Annotated in this window: 14 protein-coding genes and 2 tRNA genes; 5 read left to right on the top strand and 11 right to left on the bottom strand. The window is 44.7% G+C overall.

Going from position 1 to position 15,563, the window contains the following annotated elements; genetic code table 11:
• Nucleotides 1–131: 131 nt before the first annotated feature.
• The 5 genes from ACFGVR_RS02720 to ACFGVR_RS02700 form a co-directional block, all read right to left on the bottom strand.
• Nucleotides 132–935, bottom strand: a complete 804-nt coding sequence (locus ACFGVR_RS02720; RefSeq protein WP_448700966.1) for a bestrophin-like domain — start codon at nucleotides 933–935, stop codon at nucleotides 132–134.
• Between the two features lie 309 nt (nucleotides 936–1,244).
• Nucleotides 1,245–1,763 (bottom strand): hypothetical protein, encoded by a 519-nt coding sequence (locus ACFGVR_RS02715; RefSeq protein WP_448700964.1) that lies wholly within the window; start codon nucleotides 1,761–1,763, stop codon nucleotides 1,245–1,247.
• A gap of 149 nt (nucleotides 1,764–1,912) precedes the next feature.
• Nucleotides 1,913–1,984: transfer RNA gene (locus ACFGVR_RS02710), tRNA-Glu, on the bottom strand.
• A gap of 97 nt (nucleotides 1,985–2,081) precedes the next feature.
• Nucleotides 2,082–2,153, bottom strand: a tRNA-Glu gene (locus tag ACFGVR_RS02705).
• A 148-nt stretch (nucleotides 2,154–2,301) separates the two neighbouring features.
• Nucleotides 2,302–2,499, bottom strand: coding sequence for a hypothetical protein (locus ACFGVR_RS02700; RefSeq protein WP_448700963.1), 198 nt, complete (start codon nucleotides 2,497–2,499; stop codon nucleotides 2,302–2,304).
• Nucleotides 2,500–2,563: 64 nt separating this feature from the next.
• Between ACFGVR_RS02700 and ACFGVR_RS02695 the strand changes: the two genes are divergently transcribed.
• Genes ACFGVR_RS02695 through ACFGVR_RS02675 form a run of 5 tightly spaced genes read left to right on the top strand, consistent with a single transcriptional unit; the run spans nucleotide 2,564 to nucleotide 8,658 of the window.
• On the top strand, nucleotides 2,564–3,946 hold the full coding sequence (locus ACFGVR_RS02695; RefSeq protein WP_448700961.1) for a mercuric reductase: 1,383 nt from the start codon (nucleotides 2,564–2,566) through the stop codon (nucleotides 3,944–3,946).
• 8 nt (nucleotides 3,947–3,954) lie between these two features.
• Nucleotides 3,955–4,917: an ABC transporter ATP-binding protein gene (locus ACFGVR_RS02690; RefSeq protein ID WP_448700960.1), complete on the top strand. Its 963-nt coding sequence runs from the start codon at nucleotides 3,955–3,957 to the stop codon at nucleotides 4,915–4,917.
• Nucleotides 4,914–6,488 carry an ABC transporter permease/substrate-binding protein gene (locus tag ACFGVR_RS02685; RefSeq protein ID WP_448700958.1) on the top strand — a complete coding sequence of 525 codons (1,575 nt, stop codon included), beginning with the start codon at nucleotides 4,914–4,916 and terminating at the stop codon, nucleotides 6,486–6,488. Before ACFGVR_RS02690 ends, ACFGVR_RS02685 begins: the two co-directional genes overlap by 4 nt.
• Nucleotides 6,488–7,657: an ergothioneine biosynthesis protein EgtB gene (egtB, locus tag ACFGVR_RS02680; RefSeq protein WP_448700956.1), complete on the top strand. Its 1,170-nt coding sequence runs from the start codon at nucleotides 6,488–6,490 to the stop codon at nucleotides 7,655–7,657. Before ACFGVR_RS02685 ends, egtB begins: the two co-directional genes overlap by 1 nt.
• A complete protein-coding gene (locus ACFGVR_RS02675) occupies nucleotides 7,654–8,658 on the top strand; it encodes an L-histidine N(alpha)-methyltransferase (protein ID WP_448700954.1) in 1,005 nt (334 codons plus the stop codon). Before egtB ends, ACFGVR_RS02675 begins: the two co-directional genes overlap by 4 nt.
• Nucleotides 8,659–8,695: 37 nt before the next feature.
• Here the strand turns inward: ACFGVR_RS02675 and ACFGVR_RS02670 are convergent, their stop codons facing one another.
• From ACFGVR_RS02670 to accB, 6 genes are all read right to left on the bottom strand, one after another.
• Nucleotides 8,696–10,084 (bottom strand): LutB/LldF family L-lactate oxidation iron-sulfur protein, encoded by a 1,389-nt coding sequence (locus tag ACFGVR_RS02670; protein WP_448700953.1) that lies wholly within the window; start codon nucleotides 10,082–10,084, stop codon nucleotides 8,696–8,698.
• Nucleotides 10,085–10,233: 149 nt separating this feature from the next.
• On the bottom strand, nucleotides 10,234–11,799 hold the full coding sequence (locus ACFGVR_RS02665; RefSeq protein ID WP_448700951.1) for a M28 family peptidase: 1,566 nt from the start codon (nucleotides 11,797–11,799) through the stop codon (nucleotides 10,234–10,236).
• Between the two features lie 274 nt (nucleotides 11,800–12,073).
• Nucleotides 12,074–12,505 (bottom strand): ribose 5-phosphate isomerase B, encoded by a 432-nt coding sequence (gene rpiB / locus ACFGVR_RS02660; protein ID WP_448700949.1) that lies wholly within the window; start codon nucleotides 12,503–12,505, stop codon nucleotides 12,074–12,076.
• A 2-nt stretch (nucleotides 12,506–12,507) separates the two neighbouring features.
• Nucleotides 12,508–13,377, bottom strand: coding sequence for a twin-arginine translocase subunit TatC (gene tatC, locus ACFGVR_RS02655; protein ID WP_448700948.1), 870 nt, complete (start codon nucleotides 13,375–13,377; stop codon nucleotides 12,508–12,510).
• Between the two features lie 77 nt (nucleotides 13,378–13,454).
• Nucleotides 13,455–14,795 (bottom strand): acetyl-CoA carboxylase biotin carboxylase subunit, encoded by a 1,341-nt coding sequence (gene accC / locus ACFGVR_RS02650; protein WP_448700946.1) that lies wholly within the window; start codon nucleotides 14,793–14,795, stop codon nucleotides 13,455–13,457.
• A gap of 175 nt (nucleotides 14,796–14,970) precedes the next feature.
• Complete coding sequence (gene accB / locus ACFGVR_RS02645) at nucleotides 14,971–15,447, bottom strand: acetyl-CoA carboxylase biotin carboxyl carrier protein (RefSeq protein WP_448700945.1); 477 nt, start codon at nucleotides 15,445–15,447, stop codon at nucleotides 14,971–14,973.
• Nucleotides 15,448–15,563 lie beyond the last annotated feature (116 nt).

Below are 15,563 nucleotides of genomic sequence, written 5' to 3'. Positions count from 1 at the left end.
GCTTAAATAAACAGGAAATATAATGATGACTCAAAGTACTTTAATAAAATGTTTTTGTGAATTGGTGTATGCTTTGAAGGGGAGTGTTATAAACAGGAAATAGCAGGAAGATTGTCTCTATCCCTTGCATTTCATTTGAACTGATCCATCAGCGAAATGATTGCCTGGTGGCTTATGTTTAACCGGATGAGTCCTCTTCGTGGCCGGTCAAGATCAAGCGTAGTGTAAATTACCAGGGCGCTCAAAAAGCAAAAACCTGTAGCAATAAACCAGTCAAAACGTGCCTCGGCAACCGAAATATAACCGACGAAAAAAGAAGTAACTAACGAAAGTAGAAAGAGCATGATGACAATGGACTGGGGGACGCGTAACAACTCGCTGTAAGTGTTTTTGGTAGCGCTGTCAAACATCGCATTAAGCGCCGGCACCATCATGTTTGAAGGCACAATGCTCACCCCGGGTTGTTTAGAAAAACGCATCGCCCTGCTCCATAATTTTGCTGCATAAACAGATCTCCGGCTATTCGCTTTATTCACTTTATCCACATCGATCCCCCCGGTAATATTGTCGATGCGCGCCTGAAGGTAATTTTTAAAATCGCTTCTGAAAGCAATACGATCTGTATCCGGAAAAAGATCTGCTCTCAGAATGGCTGTGCCGATATCGTTCCCTTCCGCAATTGACGCTTGTTGCCTGGCATCGTAACGATTGCCGCTCATGCTAAAGGTAAACGCCAAAAGAAAAGCAAGCAGGCCAAAAACGGCTCCAAAAATGGTCGAATTAGCAGGGTTTTCCTGAAATTTTTCCGTCCTCAGTCGCCGCTTTCCGAAAATCGAACCTATCCAGATACAAAACAACATCAGAAAAAATAATGCGATCGATATCTGCCATGCATCCAGTCTTTGAATAATTGGAAAGGAGTCGTATCTAATCATGGTGATCAAAATTTAAGATGCCTGATTTCGGAATTAACAGCAGTGGTAATGACGGGTTTATATCAGTTTAATTCGTCAATTAGCTAAGTTAACGAGGTTAAAATAATACGTGCCTAAAAGCGAAGTGAATTGTGGTTTCATTTTAGAAATGCAACGATACGAGTATGGATCGAAGTGCACTCTTATTTGTAACGGGTAGGTGTTATGGCATTCAGCCTATGGTAGCCCGTAGGGGAAACTTTTCGAACCCCTTTTTAGAAGATTTAAGAACTTTGACATATTGAAACTTAATTCTATCCGGTTAAGCAATTAAATTTCACCGGAAAGTTTTAGTATTCTGTCTGCAGGTTCTGAATCCATTTCCGTATCAATTTTTCGCACATCATTGCCAAAAATATCTTTAGATATATAGATAGTTATAATATCCTTCCCAGTATTGTTGGTAATCACTTTCGTTATATTCCCTATTACATCTATAGTTGTTCTTAAAGTTGCAATGGTACGTCCTTGCCCGTCAGATATCACCTTTTGATCGTTTCCGAAAATGTCTTTCGAAACTTTAATGCTGGCTTCGGTTAAACCATTGTTACCTACTACTGTTTGAGTAATGTTGCCAAGTATATCGGTGGTGTTTTTTATAGACCTGACCTCTCTGCCACTTTTATCGGTAATTTTTTCGACTTTATTCCCGAAAATATCTTTGGAGTTTGTAATCGTATAAGCAACTGCCCCTATTCGGTCATGATAGGTAATTACGGTATCACCGAAAATATTAACATCCCGGGAAGTAGTATAAGTTTGTGCGTTTGCTGTAAATGCGATTGACATTACAACCAATAATGTAAATAGCCGGATCAATTTGTTAATCATAAGCTGGATTTTATATTAAGATTAATAAATAGAAGGATGGTTTAAACATCCCGGTTTAAAAGTATCCCTAATGAAAAAGCCGCTCTACTTTCGTAAAGCGGCTTTTGTAGCCCGTAGGGGAATCGAACCCCTGTTTCTAGAATGAAAATCTAACGTCCTAACCCCTAGACGAACGGGCCTTATGTTGAGTCTTTAGTAGTTCTGAGTCAATAGTTTTAAGTTATTTTCCAAAGCCGACTCAAGACTTTGGACCAATAACTGATGACTTATAAATAGTAGCCCGTAGGGGAATCGAACCCCTGTTTCTAGAATGAAAATCTAACGTCCTAACCCCTAGACGAACGGGCCATTGATATGGCTTTAGCTCATTAAAATACATTGTTTAAAGATGCATTTTAACTGCTGTTATTGATAAAGTCAAAAAGAACAACCCTTATTTTGGGATTGCAAAGATATAGCTTTAAAAATAAATTTAAAATTTAATGTGTTAATTTTTTTAAAGCACACATAAATCACTGCTGTAATGCATATTACAGTCATTTAAATGGCATTTTTCAAACAAAACACCCTGTTTTTTCTTAGTTAATAGCGTGGTGATAATTAATTGAAACACAATGCGTAAATTCATGCCATAAACCAGACCTATGAAAACAGTTTGGAACAATAGGGTAATTGCCGGGCGTAATGATGCCATTGTTGCAGGGCAAAATCGATCATTTACTTACAGATAGTGTTAACAGGCAATTTTAAATCATCCGATGAAAAAATACGATGCTATCATTATAGGTTCGGGCCAGGCGGGTAACCCCCTGGCTAAAAAGCTGGCCAATGCCGGTATGAAGACCGCCATTATTGAAAAGCGCCTGGTTGGCGGCACTTGCATCAACGATGGCTGTACGCCTACAAAAACCTGGGTTGCTTCGGCAAAGGCTATATATATTGCGCAAAATGCACACAAACTGGGGGTAGATATTAAAGATTACGCGGTTAATATGCCGCTCATCAAAAAACGTAAGGACGAAGTTGTAGCGCAATTTCGTGGCGGTACCGAAAAGAATATTAAAGGTACCCCGCACCTCGACCTGATTATGGGCGAGGCTACCTTTACAGGGAAGAAAACCATCAGCGTAAAGCTAAACGATGGCGGCACACAGGAAATGACTGCCGATAAGATATTTATTAACGCCGGTGCCAAAACTGCCATCCCGGATATTGAGGGGCTGAACACCATAGATTACCTCACTTCAACCAGTATACTTGAGCTGACCACCGTTCCCGAAAATTTGCTGATCATCGGCGCAAGCTATATCAGTATGGAATTCGGGCAAATGTTCAGGCGCTTTGGCAGCAAAGTAACCATGCTTGAGCAGGCGGCAAGGGTGTTACCAAAAGAAGATGAAGACGTGGCCAAAGAGATGATAAAAATACTCGAAGCCGAGCACATCAAGATTTATACCGGCGCCAAAGCTACCCGTTTTAAAAAGGCGGGTAACCATATTGAAGCCGAAATTACCGAGGGCAATAAAAAGCATGTATTCACATATTCGCATGTGCTGGTAGCCGCGGGCCGCATCCCGCAAACGGATGCTTTAAACTTAGAAGCCACTGGTGTTAAAGCAGATGAGCGTGGCTATGTTAAGGTAAATGCCAAACTCGAAACCAATGTAAAAGGCATTTATGCTTTGGGTGATGTAAAAGGCGGGCCGGCGTTTACCCATATTGCCTATAACGATTACACCATTGTTTACCGTAATTTGGTTGAGAAGGCTAATCTCAGCATCAAAAACCGGCTGGTGCCTTATTGTATGTTTACCGATCCGCCATTGGGCCGTGTAGGCATATCCGAGGCCGATGCAAAAAAGCAAGGTTTGAATTATAAGGTGGCCAGGCTGCCCATGGAATACGTGGCCCGCGCCATTGAAACCGGCGACACGCGCGGCTTTATGAAGGCTGTTGTTGATGCCAAAACAAAAAAGATACTGGGCGCGGCCGTGTTAGGGCAGGAGGGCGGCGAGATCATGTCGGTATTGCAGATGGCGATGGCTGGCGGGATAACTTATGAGGAGATCCGTTATATGGTATTTGCGCACCCCACGTATTCCGAATCGTTGAATAATCTGTTCATGGCCTTAGAACCTTAACCAGTTTTATGATCGAAGTTGAAAACCTCAGCAAATATTTTGGACAGATAAAAGCGGTTGATGGCATTTCTTTCGACGTAAAAGAAGGCGAAAACCTGATCTTGCTGGGTACCAGCGGCTGCGGTAAAACAACAACCTTAAAAATGATCAACCGGTTGATTGAGCCAACTAAGGGTAAGATCATCGTAAACGGTAAAAATGTTAATGATCAGCAACCCGAAGAGCTGCGCCGCAGCATGGGTTATGTTTTGCAAAACACGGGACTGTTTCCGCATTATACCGTTGCCGAAAATATTGCTATTGTGCCGCAACTGTTAAAGTGGGACAAAAAGCAGATCAATGATCGCACCCGCGAATTGATGGATAAGCTGCACCTCGATCATCAATATTTAAATGTATTCCCGGAGCAATTGAGCGGTGGGCAGCAGCAGCGTGTTGGTTTGGCACGGGCTTTAATGGCCGACCCGCCAGTATTGCTGATGGATGAGCCCTTTGGCGCGCTCGACCCGGTTACACGCTTTAATATCCGCAAAGAGTTTCGCGACCTGGATGAGCTGAAGCGTAAGACCATTATTATGGTTACCCATGATGTGCAGGAGGCCTTTGAACTGGGCGACAGGATATGCTTGATGGATAAAGGTAAAATTGTACAGGCGGGTACGCCTGCCGAATTATTATTTAAGCCTTCGGGCGATTTTGTAAAGGAGTTTTTAAAGGAACAGCGTTTGCAGCTTGAATTTAAGGCTGTGAAACTGAACGATATTTGGGACCTGTTGCCCCGTATTAAAACCCGCAGTACAGCAGGTGCTATCCATTGTAATTGTACCGTTTGGGAAACCCTGGAGATCATTACATCCCGTAAGGAAAACGCTGTAGCGGCTACTAACCCGGTAAACGGCGAAACCAAAACCATTACGTTTGCGCAGTTGATGTCAACGTTTCAACAATATCAAAACAACGAGGCCGTATGAACGAAGGACAACAAACCTTACTGGATTTTATGCGGCAGGAGTCGGGCAAGCTATTATCGCAAACCTTAACGCATATCGGGCTAACTTTTATCTCTTTGCTTATCGCGATAGTTATTGGCTTACCTTTGGGTATTTTGATCGCCCATAAGCGCAAGTTATCGGGCACAGTATTGGGTGTAGCCGGTGTTTTTCAAACTATTCCGAGTATTGCGTTATTGGGGTTTCTGATCCCGGTTTTAGGCATAGGCGCAAAGCCGGCCATTTTTGCGTTACTGTTGTATGCTTTGCTGCCTATCATTCGCAATACCTATACGGGCATTACCGGTGTTGACGCAACGATTAAAGAAGCTGCCCGCGGCATGGGCATGAGCTACAGCCAGATACTACTCAAAGTTGAACTGCCTTTAGCTATGCCCGTTATATTGGCCGGTATCCGTACCGCTACGGTCATCAACGTGGGGGTGGCTACATTGGCCTCGTTAATAGCGGCGGGTGGCTTAGGCGAGTTTATATTCGGTGGTATATCGCTTAACAATACCAACATGATATTGGCCGGGGCCATACCGGCGGCTTTGCTGGCCATCATTTTTGATTTTCTGCTGTCTAAGGTCCAAAATATTAATTTAAAAAAAGTGCGCACGGGCATTAAGGTCATACCTGTTGGGTTACTCTTTTTAGCAGGCTTTTATTTTATTCCTTCGGCTTATGCCGGAAAGTTGACTGCCGGTTTTACACCTGAGTTTATGGGCCGCAGGGATGGCGACCTGGGCCTGCGGGATAAATACAAATTAAAGATCCATACGGTAGTAATCAGTGATGCGGTGATGTATAAGGCCGCTTACCAAAAACATCTGGACGTGATCAGCGGCTATTCGACCGATGGCCGTTTAAAAGCTTTCGGCCTGGTGGTTCTGCAGGACGATAAAAATATCTTTCCGCCGTATTACGCAGCGCCTATCGTATCCGCGGAAGCACTAAAAAAATTCCCGCAGTTGGAAAATACATTGAATCTCCTTGCCGGGAAGATCGATGATAGTACCATGACCAACCTCAATTACAAGGTGGATTACCTGCATCAGAGTCCCGAAAAGGTAGCCATCGATTTTTTAAGTGCCAAAGGTTTGTACAAACAGCCGCGCAACGGTAATGCAGGTGTGGTGCGTATCGGATCAAAAATATTTGGTGAGCAATACATTTTAGCCAGTATGTATACCTCGCTGATCAAAGGTTATACCGATTATGATGTAAGCACCAAAACCGGCCTTGGCGGTACACAAATTTGTTTTGGGGCGCTAAAAAATGACCAGATAGATGTTTACCCGGAGTACACGGGCACGGGTTTGCTGGTGATGTTATCTGTTAAGCCAAAAGTATTGGATTCGCTGGTGCTGGATAAAGATAAAGTTTACAATTACGTGAGCAAGGAGTTTAAAACTAAATACGATATTCAATGGTTGAAACCCATAGGCTTTAACAATACCTATGCTTTAATGATGCGGAAAAGTGAAGCGAAAAATCTAAAAATTAAAACAATTTCGGACCTGAAACGATATTTGGAAAGCAATAAATAATGAGCATAGCCGACCGTTATATAAAAGTGCGCCAACACAGTGAGCAAATTTGCGGTCCGCTGCAAACCGAAGACTATGTGGTGCAACCTGTTGTAGATGTCAGTCCGCCTAAATGGCACCTGGGACACACTACCTGGTTTTTCGAAACTTTTATCCTGAAGCCTAATTTTATGGGTTACCAGGAGTACGACCCTGACTATAACTACGTGTTTAACAGCTATTACGAAACCGTGGGCGCACGGGTTATCCGTACCGACCGTGGTAATTTGAGCCGCCCAACCGTTGCCGATGTTTACCGTTACCGCGAATATGTAGATAATGCCATGATGGAGTTTTTATGTCATGAGCCGTCCACGGAAGTAAAAAAGTTATTGGAGTTGGGCTTTAATCATGAAGAGCAGCACCAGGAATTGTTATACTACGACATTAAATATATTTTAGGACATAACCCTTTGTTCCCGTCGTATGATAAACATTATCAGGCGCCGGCATTTGAGCAGGGCGAGCAGAAAATGATCAGTATTGCCGAAGGGGTTTACGAAGTAGGGCACACCGGCGCCGGTTTTTGTTTTGATAACGAGTTGAACCGCCACAAGGTTTATTTAAATGCCTTTGAGATAAGCAGTACAATGGTAACCAATGCCGGATACCTGGAGTTTATAAACGCAGGTGGCTACCGCGATTTTAGGTTTTGGCATGCCGAGGGCTGGGATTGGGTAAACGCTAATAAAATTGAAGCACCCTTGTACTGGCATTTGATAGATGGGCAATGGCACCATTTTACCCTGACGGGGTTGCAGGCTTTAAAACCTGACGAACCGGTAGGACACATTAGCTACTACGAAGCTTATGCTTACGCCATGTGGAAAGGTATGCGCCTGCCTACCGAATTTGAATGGGAGGTAGCCGCTACGCAATTTAAATGGGGTAAGGCCTGGGAGTGGACGGAGAGCGCTTATTTGCCTTATCCGGGCTTTACCAAGGCACCCGGAGCTATTGGCGAATACAATGGTAAGTTTATGGTGAGTCAGAAAGTTTTGAGGGGTGGCAGCGATGCTACGCCGCCCGGGCATAGCCGGATAACTTACCGCAATTTTTTTCATCCGAATTTACGCTGGCTGTTTAACGGTATACGGTTGGCCCGACAACAAATATCATCAAACCTATGAACATCGAAACACTCATCATTCACCAAAACGGCACTTCGGCAAAGCACCTGGCGGCAAAGCAGTTTTCCGAAGATGTTTTGCAGGGACTGGCAGCGACCCCGAAACGGCTCGACTCGAAGTATTTTTATGATACCACTGGCGATGGCCTTTTTCAGGACATTATGAATTGCCCCGAGTATTACCTCACCAATTGTGAGTTAGAGATATTTAGTGAGCAAACCGGTGCCCTGGCCAATTTTATTAGTGCCGATAATGATGAACCGTTCGACCTGATTGAACTTGGCGCGGGCGATGCGCTTAAATCATCGTTTTTGTTAAAGTATCTGGTGAATAAAGGTGTAGATTTTACCTACCTGCCGATAGATATTTCATCGCACGTGATCGAACTGCTGGATGATGAGTTGTCTAAAAATATCCCGGGCTTAAATTTTCATGGCCTTAACGGCGAGTATTTTGATATGCTGAACAAAGCAGCGGCGATATCGGATCGCCGTAAGGTAGTGTTGTTTTTAGGATCGAACATCGGTAATATGCCGGTTGACCAGGCCGAAAAGTTTTGTTATGAATTGCGCAGAAATTTATCGGCAGGAGATATGGCTTTGATCGGGTTCGATCTGAAAAAGAATCCGAAGACGATATTGGAAGCCTATAATGATAAGGGGGGCATCACCAAAAACTTTAACCTTAATTTGCTTAACCGCATTAACCGCGAACTGGATGCCGATTTTATAACAAGCCAGTTTGAGCATTACCCTACTTATGATCCTGAAACCGGATCATGTAAAAGTTATTTGATCAGCCTTACGGATCAGCATGTGCATATCCGTTCGGCCAATAAGAATATTAATTTCCAGGCAAACGAGCATATTTTTATGGAGATATCGCAAAAATTTACCATACAGCAAACCAGGGATATCGCGGTAAATGCGGGCTTTATACCGGCCAATTATTTATTTGATGCGAAGAACTGGTTTACGGATGCGATTTGGATAGCGAAGTGATTTTTTATCACAGAGGGCACGGTGTTTTGATATCGGTTTAATGCTCTGTGTTCTTGTTCTTCTCCTGCCACAAAGCCGCGAACGATTTTTGCGCAACCTGGGGCATTTGCCTGAAATGTCCCCATGTTTTTTTGAACAGGATCCGCAGTAATCGGTTCTTTGACTTGCCGCTTAAAAAATCGGTAAGCTTACGGCTCAGCATGGCTTTTTTCCAGATGGCCCAGCCCCACCTTTCTTTTTTTGGAATAAGGTTTTCTTTTACTGCATCGCGGCGGTTAGCCAGCAACATTTTGTGGATCTCGATCTTCACCGGGCAAACTTCAGAACAGTTGCCGCACAAGCTCGATGCATGGCTCAGGTGCTTAAAATCTTCCATCCCACGCATGTGGGGTGTAATAACCGAACCTATCGGGCCGCTGTATGGTGTATCATAAGTATGGCCGCCCACATTTTTATAAACCGGGCACGCGTTAAGGCAGGCTCCGCAGCGGATGCAGTATAAACCCTGGCGCTGTTCTTTTTGTGCAAGCAGGTTAGTGCGGCCGTTATCCAGCAGTATCACATACATTTCTTCGGGGCCGTCGGTTTCGTTAGCCTGGCGGGGACCACTTAAAATGGAGTTGTATACCGTAAGGTTTTGACCTGTGCCGTGGGTTGACAGCATTGGCCAGAACAAGCCCAGATCGGCAATAGATGGGATGATCTTTTCGATCCCCACAATAGCGATATGTATTTTAGGGAAGGTGGTACACAAGCGCGCGTTGCCTTCGTTTTCGCTGATGGCTATGCTGCCGGTATCGGCAATTAAAAAGTTGGCCCCGGTAATACCTACATCGGCGCTTACATATTTATCGCGTAATAATTCGCGGGCCTTTAGGGTGAGCTGTTCGGGCGTAGCATCAAGCGGGGTACCAAAACGCTCGTTAAACAGTTTGGCAATATCATCCTTTGAGAGGTGCATGGCCGGGGTAACGATGTGGTACGGTGGCTGGCCGAGCAATTGTACAATGTATTCACCCAGGTCGGTTTCAAGCGATTCGATGCCATGTGTTTCCAGAAACTCATTGATATGAATCTCTTCGGTTACCATTGATTTTGATTTGACAACCGTTTTGGCATTGGCCCGCTGCATGATCTGCAGTATCTCGCGCTGTGCTTCTTCGGCATCATTGGCCCAGATCACTTTGCCGCCGCGTTTCTGGAAATTGGCTTCAAACTCGGGTAAAAACTTATCCAGGTTTTCCATCACCTTCCATTTGATGACATGGGCCTTGCGCTTGGCATTTTCGAGGTTGGCGAATTTTGATAAGCCACGCTCAACCGCCACATCATACTTGCCGATATTGTGGTTCAATATCCGGCGATGATCGCGGTCAAACACCTTATTTTCAGACGCAATTAAAAACTCCTCGGCAATGCTTGTCATATCTACGAAATTAGCTATTATAATAATGATTGCACCGATTTTGTTGCGATTAGACGGATGTTTTTATCAACAAAAAATGTCATTTCCACACCAGTGAAAATGACATTCTATAATAAATCCGAAATTGAAATTCCGATATCCGAAATCAGTTACTGTTTCCCTGTATTACCATCAACAACAGGGCGCTTATCGCGGTTAGCCAGCTCCCAGCCGGTATAAAATACCAGTTGTGCACGTTTTGCTAAAAGCGGGAAGTTAATTTTTCCTATTTCGTCGGTGGCCTGGTGGTAATCGGCGTGTACGCCATTAAAATAAAATATAATAGGCACGTTGTGTTTGGCAAAGTTGTAATGGTCCGAACGATAATAGTAACGGTTAGGATCCTTCAGGTCATCGTACTTATAATCCAGATCGAGTTTGGTGTATTTGGCGTTGGCCTCGTCGTTAATTTTGTGCAGATCGCTGCTTAACATTGACGAACCGATAACATACACATAGTTAGCTGAGTCGGGTTTACCAACGTATTCTTCACCCACACGGCCGATCATATCAATGTTCAGATCAGTGATGGTATTGGCCATCGGGTAGATAGGGTGATCGGTATAATACTCCGAGCCTAACAAGCCTTTTTCTTCGCCTACGTTACCTAAAAACAAAATGCTGCGGCGCGGGCCATGGCCTTCTTTTTTAGCTTGCGCGAAAGCGGTAGCTATTTCCAATATCCCGGTAGTGCCCGATCCATCGTCATCGGCACCGTTATATACTTTATCGGTACCGCTGGTAGTTAAGCCCAGGTGATCATAATGTGCCGAAAATACCAGCACTTCATCTTTAAGGTCGGTACCGGGCATGTAGCCTAAAACTTCGGCTGCCTTAGTTTGCTCGCAGGTGGTGCTGATGGTGAGCGCGATATCAGCTTTGATTGTTTGATTGGCCTGCATACCGTTGGCATCGCCCGATGCTTTAAAAGTTTCGAAAGTTTCGCCGGAGCTGGATACCAGCTGATTGGCGGCTTCGGGCATAATGCTGATGACCGGTGCTGGAGCAACGATAGGTTTATCGGGTTTAATGCTCAAGCTTGCGCGTGGTGCACCATTGCCGCCGCCGCGCTGTCCGCCACGCTGGCCACCCGGCCCGCCAAAGCCGTTACCCGATGTTGAGGTAATGATGATTGAAGGGTGCTTACTTTGGATAAAAGTTAGGCGTTTGGCAATACTCTGGCGGTTTTCGCCATCGTTAACCAGGAAAACGGCTTTGCCGGTAATATTGGTTGTGCCCAACTCGGCAGCCGGATCGCCACCAACTTTATGACCCAGGTAAATAACCTCGCTGGCTTTAAAGTCGTAATCTTTGGTCTCGCCGGTTAGGTACGATCCGATGTTAAAATCTTTACGCGGAGCAAAGGCAGTGCCATTGATGCTTAAGGATTTTCCCTGAGCCGTAGTTGATAATAAAGGGACATCCTGGAAATAAGAACCATTAACCGGAGCTTGCAGCCCTAATTTTTTAAACTCACCAGCAATGTAATTGGCGGCCATGGTGGCGCCTGGTTTGGCCGTTTCGCGGCCCTCGTATTCGTCGGATGCTAAAATGCTTAAATGTTTTTTAGCGTCTTCGGCAGTAATGATCTTAGCGTATTTTGCAGCAATGGGACTTTGAGCGTACAAGCCCGCAGAAAAAGCCATCGCAATAGCTGGAATGTAAATTTTTTTCATGAAAGTCAGTTAATTATATAAGCTAAGTTAACAACAAATTTTGGTTGCTTAAATAGCATTTTTGTTACGATGTGGGACGGTTGATCGAGTTGATTATGTTGGATTGGGTGAGTGGCTGTTTCTCGCGAAGGCGCGAAGCAGTATTTATTAAATTGATTGATCTGGCAGATCATTTGGGCGTTACCTTCGGCCCGCGCTTTACGCTCATACTACACGTGCCTTAGCCACTTGGCCGGTATCCGCTGCAATCGCTAACGCATTTATTTTTACTGTATCAACAAGCCATTTTATTTACCCTGTTAGCGTGGCGGCCGCCTTCAAAAGGTGTGGCGAAAAATGTTTCTACGATCTTTTGGGCGGTATCAAAATCGATAAACCTTTCGGGGATGCACACGATATTGGCGTTATTGTGCTGGCGGGCCAGGCTTGCCAGTTCTTCGTTCCAGCAAATGGCGGCGCGGATGCCCTGGTGCTTGTTTGCGGTAATGGCTACACCGTTGGCGCTTCCGCAGATGAGGATACCCAAGTCAAACTCACCACTCTCAACTGCGTTTGCAACCGGGTGGGCAAAGTCGGGATAGTCGACAGAGTCGGCGCTAAAAGTACCAAAGTCTTTCAACTCGGCAACCTTTAAGGTTTTTAATAATTGTTGCTTATAATTAAACCCGGCATGGTCAGAGCCGATAGCGATCTTTAAGTCGGTCATATTTACGAATTCAAAAATTCCTGTTGTTTTTTAAGTTTGCGTTTTTGCACACGTGCCGCCACGCCTATACTGAGTTCGTATAATAAAAACAGCGGCGAGCTGATCACCAGCATGGTTGTTACATCGGGTGTTGGGGTAACCAGCATAGCGATGATCATGATAATGATGATGGCGATACGGCGCTTTTCGCGCATAAACTTAGGTGTGAGTATACCGAGCGAAGCCAGGATATAAACGATCACAGGTAACTGGAAAACAATACCGCTAACAAGTGTAAGGGTGGCTACAGATGTGAGGTATGAATCAATAGTAAAGATATTATGGATCTCAGGACTGATCTGGTAGTTGGTTAAAAAGTGCAGGGACAACGGCGCTACGATGTAATAACCGAACAATATGCCTATAGCAAACAAAGATGATGCGAAAAATACAAAGCCACTGGCCGCTTTTTGTTCGCGCTCTTCGAGGGCGGGTTTTACAAAGCGCCATATTTCCCACAGCAGGTAAGGGAAGCCCAAAGTAATACCGAGCATGATCGACGAGTTGATCTGCAGTGAGAACTGGCCCGCCAATTCGGTGTTTTGCATTTCACCGGGTAAATCGCTGCTGATGCACATGCCGGGGCTATGGAGTAGCTCGCCCAATTTGCAAAGCATACGGTAAGTGAAAAAATTGCCATGCTTGGGCCCCATGACGATCTTTTGCCAAATATCATCAAAAAAATAAAAGGCAACACAGGCAAAAACTATAATGGCGGATGCAGCCCTGATGAGGTGCCATCTTAAAACTTCAAGGTGGTCGAAAAACGACATTTCGGCCTCGAGGTTTTTTCCTTTACTTCTTATCGCATTTAACAACCTGTTTTCGCTCATATGTATATTAAAAACAAAAGTACCATTCTATAGCAGGAGAATGGTACTTACGATGTAAATTGTTATTACAGTTTCATTTATTCTGAATATTCAAACGTTTCCATGAATTTGGTGGTAAAGTTACCTGCACGGAAGTTTGGATCTTTTAAAAGTTTTAAATGGAATGGGATAGTGGTTTTTACACCTTCTATCACAAATTCGCTTAGGGCCCGCTCCATTGTGGCCAGGGCTTCTTCGCGGGTTTGCGCAACGGTGATCACCTTAGCCACCATCGAATCATAGTTTGGCGGTATTACATAACCGGTGTATACGTGGGTGTCAATACGTACACCATGGCCACCCGGTGAGTGGAAGTTGGTTATTTTACCCGGCGACGGACGGAAATTATTAAACGGATCTTCGGCATTGATACGGCACTCAATGGCGTGCATGGTCGGCTCGTAGTTTTTGCCCGAGATAGGAATACCCGCAGCTACTTTGATCTGCTCTTTAATGAGGTCGAAGTTGATCACCTCTTCGGTAACCGGGTGTTCAACCTGGATCCGGGTGTTCATCTCCATAAAGTAAAAATTGCGGTGCTTGTCAACCAAAAACTCAACGGTACCGGCACCTTCATATTTTACAGCTTTGGCGCCCTTAATGGCGGCATCGCCCATTTTTTTACGCAGCTTTTCAGTCATGAATGGCGAAGGTGATTCTTCAACCAGTTTTTGATGGCGGCGTTGTATGGAGCAATCCCTTTCGGATAAATGGCAAACTTTGCCGTACTGATCACCTACCACCTGTATTTCGATGTGGCGTGGGTCTTCCACGTATTTTTCAAGGTAAATACCGTCGTTACCAAAGGCTGCACCAGATTCGGCACGGGCCGAATCCCAGGCAGGCTCAAATTCTGCGTCTTTCCAAACTACGCGCATGCCGCGGCCACCGCCACCGGCAGTTGCTTTAAGGATAACCGGGTAGCCTATTTTGTTAGCGATGCTGATGCCTTCTTTAACATCGGCAACCAACCCTTCAGAACCGGGAATGGTGGGTACGCCGGCCTTTTTCATGGTGGCTTTAGCCGAAGCCTTATCGCCCATGCTGTTGATCTGATCGGCGGTAGCGCCTATAAATTTAATATTGTATTCGGCGCAGATGGCTGAGAACTTGGCATTCTCAGAAAGGAAACCATAGCCGGGGTGTATCGCATCGGCATTGGTTACTTCGGCAGCCGAAATAATGTTGGGTATGTTGAGGTACGAATCGCGGCTGGGCGGCGGACCGATACATACGGCCTCATCGGCAAAGCGCACGTGCAGACTGTCGCGGTCGGCAGTTGAATATACAGCCACTGTTTTGATGCCCATCTCTTTGCAGGTGCGAATAATTCGCAAGGCAATTTCACCACGGTTAGCTATTAGTATTTTTTTGAACATTGTTTAATGTGCAAATGTGCAGATGTGCGGATGTGCAGATTGTAATATCATTGTGGATTTACTTATTTGCCCAAGGAACATATACACAGAGTTAGCAATTATAAATTAATTAATGTTTTAATGAGTAAATGGCATGTGAGCATTTGCACATCTGCACATTCACGCATCTGCACATTTAAATAGGTTCAACCAGGAACAAAGGCTGATCGTACTCAACCGGCGAAGCATTGTCAACCAATACTTTGACGATGCGGCCCGAAACTTCGGATTCGATCTCGTTGAACAGTTTCATGGCTTCGATAATGCAAACTACATCGCCTGGTTTTATTTCGTCGCCAACGTTAACAAACAATGGCTTTTCGGGACTTGCCGAGCGGTAAAAAGTACCGATCATTGGCGATTTTACCGTGATATATTTTGAGGTATCGGCTACCGGGGCAGCAGCTACCGGTGCGGCAGGAGCTTCTTCGGCAGTTGCAGCAGCTACCGGGGCAGCGTGTACTGGCGCAGCGGCAGGTACAGTTGCCGTTACATAAGTAGGCGCCTGGTTTGTTTTAATTGTGATCTTAAAATCCTCTTGCTCAATAGCAACTTCGTTAACACCTGATTTGGCTACGAAGCGGATCAGTTCCTGAATTTGTTTAATATCCATTAGTTCGGTTTGTAGTGGTTTTGGATAAAATTATCTTTCAATGTGCAATGTGCAGATATGCAAATGTGCAAATGATTTTGTTAAGGTTGACAATTAATTATGTAACAATGTATTTT

The sequence above is a fragment of the Mucilaginibacter aureus genome (assembly GCF_053514885.1).
The sequence above is the reverse complement of the archived record's forward strand: the minus strand, read 5'-3'. Positions and strand labels throughout refer to the sequence as shown.

Bases quoted from the DNA above. Each gene is read 5' to 3' on its own strand.
- ACFGVR_RS02695 (WP_448700961.1), top strand. From the start codon at position 2,564: ATGAAAAAATACGATGCTATCATTATAGGTTCGGGCCAGGCGGGTAAC.
- ACFGVR_RS02675 (WP_448700954.1), top strand. From the start codon at position 7,654: ATGAACATCGAAACACTCATCATTCACCAAAACGGCACTTCGGCAAAG.
- ACFGVR_RS02665 (WP_448700951.1), bottom strand. From the start codon at position 11,799: ATGAAAAAAATTTACATTCCAGCTATTGCGATGGCTTTTTCTGCGGGC.
- ACFGVR_RS02690 (WP_448700960.1), top strand. From the start codon at position 3,955: ATGATCGAAGTTGAAAACCTCAGCAAATATTTTGGACAGATAAAAGCG.
- ACFGVR_RS02715 (WP_448700964.1), bottom strand. From the start codon at position 1,763: ATGTCAATCGCATTTACAGCAAACGCACAAACTTATACTACTTCCCGG.
- tatC (WP_448700948.1), bottom strand. From the start codon at position 13,377: ATGAGCGAAAACAGGTTGTTAAATGCGATAAGAAGTAAAGGAAAAAAC.
- ACFGVR_RS02670 (WP_448700953.1), bottom strand. From the start codon at position 10,084: ATGACAAGCATTGCCGAGGAGTTTTTAATTGCGTCTGAAAATAAGGTG.
- accB (WP_448700945.1), bottom strand. From the start codon at position 15,447: ATGGATATTAAACAAATTCAGGAACTGATCCGCTTCGTAGCCAAATCA.
- ACFGVR_RS02720 (WP_448700966.1), bottom strand. From the start codon at position 935: ATGATTAGATACGACTCCTTTCCAATTATTCAAAGACTGGATGCATGG.
- ACFGVR_RS02700 (WP_448700963.1), bottom strand. From the start codon at position 2,499: ATGGCATCATTACGCCCGGCAATTACCCTATTGTTCCAAACTGTTTTC.
- rpiB (WP_448700949.1), bottom strand. From the start codon at position 12,505: ATGACCGACTTAAAGATCGCTATCGGCTCTGACCATGCCGGGTTTAAT.
- accC (WP_448700946.1), bottom strand. From the start codon at position 14,795: ATGTTCAAAAAAATACTAATAGCTAACCGTGGTGAAATTGCCTTGCGA.
- ACFGVR_RS02685 (WP_448700958.1), top strand. From the start codon at position 4,914: ATGAACGAAGGACAACAAACCTTACTGGATTTTATGCGGCAGGAGTCG.
- egtB (WP_448700956.1), top strand. From the start codon at position 6,488: ATGAGCATAGCCGACCGTTATATAAAAGTGCGCCAACACAGTGAGCAA.